This window comes from Streptomyces sp. NPDC002403 (genome assembly GCF_053593015.1).
On sequence record NZ_JBSFBQ010000119.1, the window covers coordinates 1 to 6,826 of the forward strand.

Sequence of the window (6,826 nt, forward strand, 5' to 3'; positions counted from 1 at the left end):
CATACCCACGAACCGACCACTCAGAACCGCCTGGACCTCACGACTACTTGGGACTACGCGACTTCTCGGGACTGTTGGGCATGCTCGCCCCCTCCGGATCACCCGGTCCGTCCGAATCATCCGGGTCGTGCGGGGCGCGCGAGCCGCCCAGGCCATCCGCGGTACGCAGGACGTGAGCCGCTCGGCGCACCTCCTGCAGCACTGTGGCAACGGCCGTGACATGCGCCATGTCCGGCCACAGCAGTGCGTAGGTGCGGCGCAGCGGCCAGTCCCGCAGCGGCCGGTGCACCAGTTCCGGGTTCGTGTTGTCGCGCAGGGCCAGTTCACTCATCAGGCTGATGCCGAGGCCTGCGGCGACCAGCGCCTGGATGGTGCGGATGTCATCGACGGTCGCGCTGATCCGGGGCTCGAAGCCGAGGCTGGTGCAGGCCGCCGTGAAGCGGTCCCGGGAATTCTCCATCACCCAGTCATGGTCGCCGAGTTCACCGAGGTGGATGGTCTCGCGGTCAGCCATCGGGTGGTCGCGCCGCATGACCACGCATCGGCGGTCGGACACCAGAGGCACCCGCCGCATCGCGGTCTCGCCCTCCGGCAGGTTCTCGTTGGCCCAGTTGCACAGCAGACCGAGGTCCGCCTCGCCGGCCCTGATCATCCGGCGCGCCTCGACTGGCTCGGCCTGCAGCACCGTGACGCGCACGTCGGGGTGGTGGCTCCGCAGTCTCCCGACGACCTGGGGCAGCAGGGCCCCGCAGCCGCTTTGGAAGGCCACCATACGCACCAGGCCGCCACCTCGGGCGACACGGGCCGCGATGTCCTGGTCGGCGGCGCGCAGCACGGCGAAGATCGTGTCCGCGTGCCGTACGAGGGCCTGTCCCGTCTGGGTGAGCCGCAGTCCGCGGCCGGCACGGGTCACCAGTTGCGCGCCCACCGCCTGTTGTAGCCGCCGCATCTGATAGCTGACCGCAGGCTGCGTATAGCCGAGGGATGCCGCGGCGGCCGTATACGAACCGGTGCGCGCGATCTCCGCCAGGACTTCCAACTGGCGTATATCCAACACCCTGCGATTATAAGGACTCTTGATGGGATCACAAAAGGATCCTTGTTGGACGTAGCGCACTCGGAGGGGTGGAATGGAGTCACGGCATAACAGCGCGACACGCTCTTTCTGCCTCGAATTTTCACCTGCTCCCCCAGCTTGTCCCGTTCCACCTCCCCCTCTTTTCCTCCAGTACGTCCTTTTCGAGTTATTTTTCCGTTTCCCGCTCCCACTGTCCGCAGGAGTTCTCGTGAGCGCAGTCGCCGAGCCCAGCACGAGCACCCGGCCGCCGCTGGTGCGGATCGCCGGAGTTGACAAGCACTTCGGCGACGTCCAGGTGCTGCTCGGTATCGATCCGGACGTCGCCGCTGGCGAGGTCGTCGTCATCGGCCCGTCCGGTTCCGGCAAGTCAACACTGTGCCGATACATCAACCGGCTGGAGACCATTGCCTCCGGCACAATTTCCATCAACGGTGTGCCCTCCCGGCTGAAGGTCGCGAGCTTGCCGGCCTGCGTACCGACGCGGGGATGGTGTTCCAGTCGTTCAACCTCTTCGCTCATCTGACCGCGATGCAGAACGTGACGCTGGCACCGCTGAAGGTGCGGGATCTGTCCCGGCAGGACGCCGAGGCATGCGGGCATGAGCTGCTGGCCCGGGTGGGGCTTGCCGACAAGGGGGACGTCTACCTGGGGCGGCTCTCCGGTGGCCAGCAGCAGCGTGTGGCGATCGCGCGGGTCCTGGCGATGGACCCGAAGGTACTGCTGTTCGACAAGCCGACCTCGGCGCTGGGCCCGGAGGTGATCCAGGAGGTGCTGGATGTCCTGGTCGAGCCGGCGGCCGAGGGCATGACGGTGATCGTCATCACCCACGAGGTGGGCTTCGCCCGCCAGGCAGCGGACCACATCGTCTTCCTAGAATCCGGCCGGATCCTGGAGACGGCGGCCCCCGCCGACTTCTTCGCCCACGCCCGCAGCGAACGGGCCGCCGACTTCCTCTTCAAGGCGCTGCATCACTGAACCGAGCCACTGGGCACACCGTTTCAGTTAGCAGGGCACGGCCGGCCCGTCCCCCGCCTCGCTCCTTTCACCCCTCCCCCTTCCCGCTGTTCGACGACACCACCCGTTCCCGTGTCCCACGGAACCCGTCCCAGCCAGGAGACACCATGTTCACCCGCGCCCACGGCAGAACGCCGCTGCCCCGTACCGCCGCCGCCCAGCGTTGCGCCCGGGCCGCCGCGCTCGTGGCCGTCGCCGCCCTCGCAGCCACCGCCTGCTCAGGCAACTCCTCCACCGAGGCGAAAGTCCCCGGCAGCAAGACATCCTCCACCTCGGCGGGCTCGGGAGCGAACGTCGTCGACCAGTTGGTGAGAGCCGCGAGGCCCGCCGACGACTCGCTGCTGCCGAGCGGTTCCACCGCCGCCGAAATCCGGAAGAAGGGCACGCTCGTCGTCGGCGGTACCCAGACCGCAGCCCTGTTCTCGCTGCTCAACCCGACCACCGGCGAAGTGGATGGATTCGACGCGGCGCTGTCCCGGCTGCTGGCGAAGTACACCATTGGCAAGGACTCCACCAAGCGGGTCAACGTCACCACCGCCACCCGTGAGGCCCTGCTGAAGAACCACTCGGTGGACACAGTGTTCGCCACGTACACCATCACGCCCGAACGGGAGAAGCAGGTCGCCTTCGCCGGCCCGTACTACGAGGACGGCCTGGCGATCCAGGTGAAGAAGTCCACCTCCGGCATCGACGCGCTGTCCGATTTGGCGGGCAAGACGGTGGTTACGCAGTCCGCCTCCACCGCCGCCACGACCGTCAGGAAGGAGGCACCCACGGCCAAGATACAACTCTTCGAAACCAACACCGAGTGCCTCCAGGCGCTGCGCCAGGGCCGCGCCGACGCCTACGTACTCAACCAAGGAATCCTGGCCGGCAACGCCTCGACCAACTCCGACGTGAAGGTCCTCGCCGACACCTTCAGCCAGGAGCCGTACGGCATCGGGCTCCCCCTGGACAAGCCGGACTTCAAGAAGTTCGTCAACGACTGGCTGACGGAAATCACAGCGGACGGCACCTGGGCCAAGGTGTGGAAGGCCACTGTGGGCACCGAGGTTCCGGGTCCGGCCCCGACGCCGCCGACAATCGGCTGAGCGACAATGGGCCTGATTCTCTCCAATCTCGATGTGTTCGAACACGGTCTGCTGGTCTCCCTGGAGCTGAGCAGCTGCACGTTTATCCTCGCGAGTCTGCTCGGCGTCGTGCTCGCCGTCTGCCGGATCAGCCCGGTGGTTCCACTGCGGATGTTCGGCCGGGCCTATGTCGGGACGTTGCGCAGTGTCCCGCTGCTGGTGCTGCTGACCCTGTTCGTCTTCGGACTGCCGGAGGTCGGGCTCGTTTACTCACTGTTCTGGACTGCCGTGACGGCGATGAGCCTGTACTGGGCCGCGTTCTTCTGCGAGGTCGTCCGGTCAGGTGTGCGGGCGGTGCCGAAAGGCCAGATCGAGGCGGGCCGAGCGCTCGGTCTGACCTTCGGCCAGGTACTGCGGCTCGTCGTCTTCCCGCAGTCCCTGCGGTCCATGGTGCAGCCGTTGGCCTCGCTGCTCATCGCCGTCACGCTCAACTCCTCGCTCGCCGCGGCCGTCGGTGTGACACAGGAGCTGACCGGGCAGACACAGTTGCTGGACCAGCAGTACGCGCAGCCCCTCGTCACCTTCGGCGCTGCCGCCGTCTGCTACGTCGCCCTCACACTATTGATCGGGCAGGCGGCGGCGCGCCTCGAACGCCAGCTGGTGGTGCAACGGTGAAGCAGACCGTCTCCGGATCGGCCACCCTGTCCGCGGAACCGGTCCGCACGGCCGTCCCCCCCACAAAGCCGGTGGCGGCCTCACGACGTCCGTCCTTGCGGGCCCGCCTCTCTTTGGTGACGGGTGAGGACGACAATCTGTTCGATCCCCCAGGCCCGCGCGGTCGCAGGCGGATCGCCGTCGCCACCACCGTGTCACTGGCCCTCCTGGCCCTGCTGTTCGCCGGGGTGGTATACCAGTTCGCGGTGCGCGGGCAGCTCGGCGCAGACAAGTGGAGTCTGTTCGTGCAGCCCCCGGTGCTCCGCTATCTGCTCGGCGGACTGTGGGCGACCGTACAGGTCACCCTCGTCAGCGCCGCGCTGGCACTGCCCTTCGGCGCGCTGCTGGCGCTCGGCCGACTGTCCCGCACGCGCCTGTTGCGCTGGCCGTCGACGGCCTACGTCGAGGTGCTGCGCGCCGTACCACTTTTGCTGCTCATCTACGCGTTCCTGCTCGGGCTGCCCGACACTGGTGTGCGGGTATCACTGTTCTGGCAGTTGGTGTGTCCTATCGTGCTCACCAACGCGGCAGTGTTCGCGGAGATCTTCCGTGCCGGGGTGCGGGCGCTGCCCCGTGGCCAAACGGAGGCGGCGTACGCGTTGGGTCTGGGGTATTGGCCGGCCATGCGCCTGGTGGTCCTCCCCCAGGCGATCCGCCAGACCGCCCCCTCGCTGGTCAGTCAGCTCGTCCGGCTGCTGAAGGACAGCACGCTCGGGTACGTCGTCAGCTTCTTGGAACTGCTCAACTCCGCGAAGGTGCTCGGCGAGTACAACCACACCATCGTGCAGAGCTTCCTGGTGGTGGCGCTGGTGTACGTGCTGGTCAACTCCGCGCTGGCCGCCGCGGCGGGACGGCTCGAGCGGCGGACCGGCCGGCCCCGCGGAGCAGCACCTACGATCGGCGCGTCCCGCGTCACCGACGCGGACACCCCGTGACCGAGGCCGGGCGGACACGACCGGGTCGCCCCCGGCCACCGCCTGGCCCACCTGCCCCTGAAGACTCTCCCTTCCGGCGCCCTCCCCATGTCAGGCCGGTGGCGCGCGGTCCTCCCCAAACCCCAACCCCTCACGCCATCGGCCGTTCCAGCCTGTCCGCGGCCCGTTCGTCCACACCGTGACGCACCGCGCCATGGCGTACCAGGCCACATGGTGTGCCGCGCTGCGTCATGCCGTATCGCGCATGACGCTTGCGACACTTCATGGGCAGCCTTCTCCCTTCCTCTCCTTCTCTCCTCCCCTCGACGGGAACTCCCATGAAGCGAGGCGTATCACCATGTGTCGACTGCTCGGCGTCGTCTCCCGGAAGACCGCCCCCCTGAGCGAGCTGCTGGCCGAGGACATCACCTCCTTCCTCGCTCTGGCCTGCGAGCACGGCGACGGCTGGGGCGTTGCCTCACTCACCCCGGACAGGAGCGTCGCATCTGTCAAGGAGCCCGTCCCAGCAGACACGAGCGACCACTTCCAGGACGCTCTGCGCACGGCGATCACTGACGCGGCCATACTTCACCTGCGCATGGCGAGCCCGGGACTGACACTGCGGCCCGGGAATACGCACCCTTTCGGTGATACGCAGGTCGCTTTCGCGCACAACGGCGACTTCTCCCCGGCCTCCTGCCTGGACGACGTGATCGGCGATGAGCTGCTGGCCGGCGCCGAGGGCGACACGGACAGCGAGCGCTTCTACCTGGCCGTCCGGCGCCGCATCGACGAGGGCATGGAGCCACCGAAGGCCATTCTCTCCACCGCGGCCGACATTCGGGCCCTGGCCACCCGCTTCGCCAGCCTCAACTGCCTGCTCCTCACCCCGGCCGCGCTCTATGCCTACTCTGCACACGATCCGTACTCCGACGTGATCCGGCGGCGCGGTGATGACTTCTTCACGCTCAACTACCGCAGCAGCTCAGACTCCGTAGTCATCGCGTCCACCGGCTGGCCGCAGCGCGCGCCACTGTGGTCTGCATTGCCCGAGGGACTCGTCCTGGAGATCCACCGTCGCGACCTGTCGATCGTGGTGCACGGCGGCTGAGAGATTCTTCAGAAACAGGCGAGCGGAACCCGCTGAAGGGTGGGGGACGGCCCTGGCACCGAGGACATCGAGCTCTTTTCACGCCCTTGCCCCGCCCTGCGAAGCAGCCCCTCACTTGGCGTGCGGCCATGGAACCACCTCGATGACGGGGCCGCTTGCGCCGCGCGCTTCACCAGTTCCGCGAATCGGCTCTCGGGAGCGGTCATGCCGTGAGGGTAAGTCGTGCGAGGTGGGAGGCGCGGGTGGTGCTGAGCGGGGTGTCGTTCAGCCAGGCGTTGACTCGGGTGGGCTTGATCCGCTTTGACGGACATCGGAGATCAGGGGTTCAGCCCCGGGTCAGGGGCCGACGCGGGCGAGCGCGATGGCCTATCCAGCAGCGGGGGCGAGGAACTGGCCGCACTGCGGCGGGAGAACCGCCGCCTGCGCGAGGACGTCGAGGTCCTCAAGCGTGCGACGGCTTTCTGCCGCACCTGGCCAGGAACACGGTGCCGCGGCATCCCCGCCCCTCGTCGCTTCCTGCACCTTCACCGCAATCGCATCGAAAACCAATCGAGCCAAAGCTACGCATCGTACGTATCCATTTACAGAGAGGCTTTTTCTGTACGTACTGAGAGGTGACATGACGATCGACGGGCAACACGGAAGTGCTAAGCCAAGTCGACTCTGGCACCGATGGTGTGAGTCGCTCTGGCGCCACCGGGCAGCGGTCTTCCTGGTGTGTCTGCTGCCCTTACCCGCAACGGCCGCCATCCTCGGGTGGCCACCGTTCGGCCGGTGACGGGTGCGGACCGCACCTGCGTAGCCGTCGGCCGATTCGTCTTGCATCAGGAGGATTTCACGCTCGGCAACGATGCCCCTCATGCCTGCGCGCAACACCTCACAGTCTCGTTCGAGGGCGTTCCTGAGTGGTCGGTTCGTGGGTATA

The 6,826-nt window shown here is 67.4% G+C and carries 5 protein-coding genes and 1 pseudogene; 5 read left to right on the forward strand and 1 reads right to left on the reverse strand.

Going from position 1 to position 6,826, the window contains the following annotated elements; translation table 11 throughout:
• Positions 1–43: 43 nt before the first annotated feature.
• A complete protein-coding gene (locus ACWCPY_RS42645) occupies positions 44–1,057 on the reverse strand; it encodes a LysR family transcriptional regulator (protein WP_451274513.1) in 1,014 nt (337 codons plus the stop codon).
• Positions 1,058–1,286: 229 nt separating this feature from the next.
• Here ACWCPY_RS42645 and ACWCPY_RS42650 point away from each other — a divergent pair.
• The 5 genes and pseudogenes from ACWCPY_RS42650 (at position 1,287) to ACWCPY_RS42670 (ending at position 5,901) form a co-directional block, all read left to right on the forward strand.
• Positions 1,287–2,053: pseudogene (locus ACWCPY_RS42650) on the forward strand (amino acid ABC transporter ATP-binding protein).
• Between the two features lie 146 nt (positions 2,054–2,199).
• Positions 2,200–3,183: a glutamate ABC transporter substrate-binding protein gene (locus ACWCPY_RS42655; RefSeq protein ID WP_451274515.1), complete on the forward strand. Its 984-nt coding sequence runs from the start codon at positions 2,200–2,202 to the stop codon at positions 3,181–3,183.
• Between the two features lie 6 nt (positions 3,184–3,189).
• Complete coding sequence (locus ACWCPY_RS42660) at positions 3,190–3,837, forward strand: amino acid ABC transporter permease (protein ID WP_451274517.1); 648 nt, start codon at positions 3,190–3,192, stop codon at positions 3,835–3,837.
• 116 nt (positions 3,838–3,953) lie between these two features.
• Complete coding sequence (locus ACWCPY_RS42665) at positions 3,954–4,811, forward strand: amino acid ABC transporter permease (RefSeq protein ID WP_451274519.1); 858 nt, start codon at positions 3,954–3,956, stop codon at positions 4,809–4,811.
• Positions 4,812–5,004: 193 nt separating this feature from the next.
• Positions 5,005–5,901 (forward strand): class II glutamine amidotransferase, encoded by an 897-nt coding sequence (locus ACWCPY_RS42670; protein ID WP_451274521.1) that lies wholly within the window; start codon positions 5,005–5,007, stop codon positions 5,899–5,901.
• Positions 5,902–6,826 lie beyond the last annotated feature (925 nt).

Excerpts from the sequence above, each read along its gene's own strand:
- ACWCPY_RS42655 (WP_451274515.1), top strand. The coding sequence starts at position 2,200 with ATGTTCACCCGCGCCCACGGCAGAACGCCGCTGCCCCGTACCGCCGCC.
- ACWCPY_RS42660 (WP_451274517.1), top strand. The coding sequence starts at position 3,190 with ATGGGCCTGATTCTCTCCAATCTCGATGTGTTCGAACACGGTCTGCTG.
- ACWCPY_RS42670 (WP_451274521.1), top strand. The coding sequence starts at position 5,005 with ATGGCGTACCAGGCCACATGGTGTGCCGCGCTGCGTCATGCCGTATCG.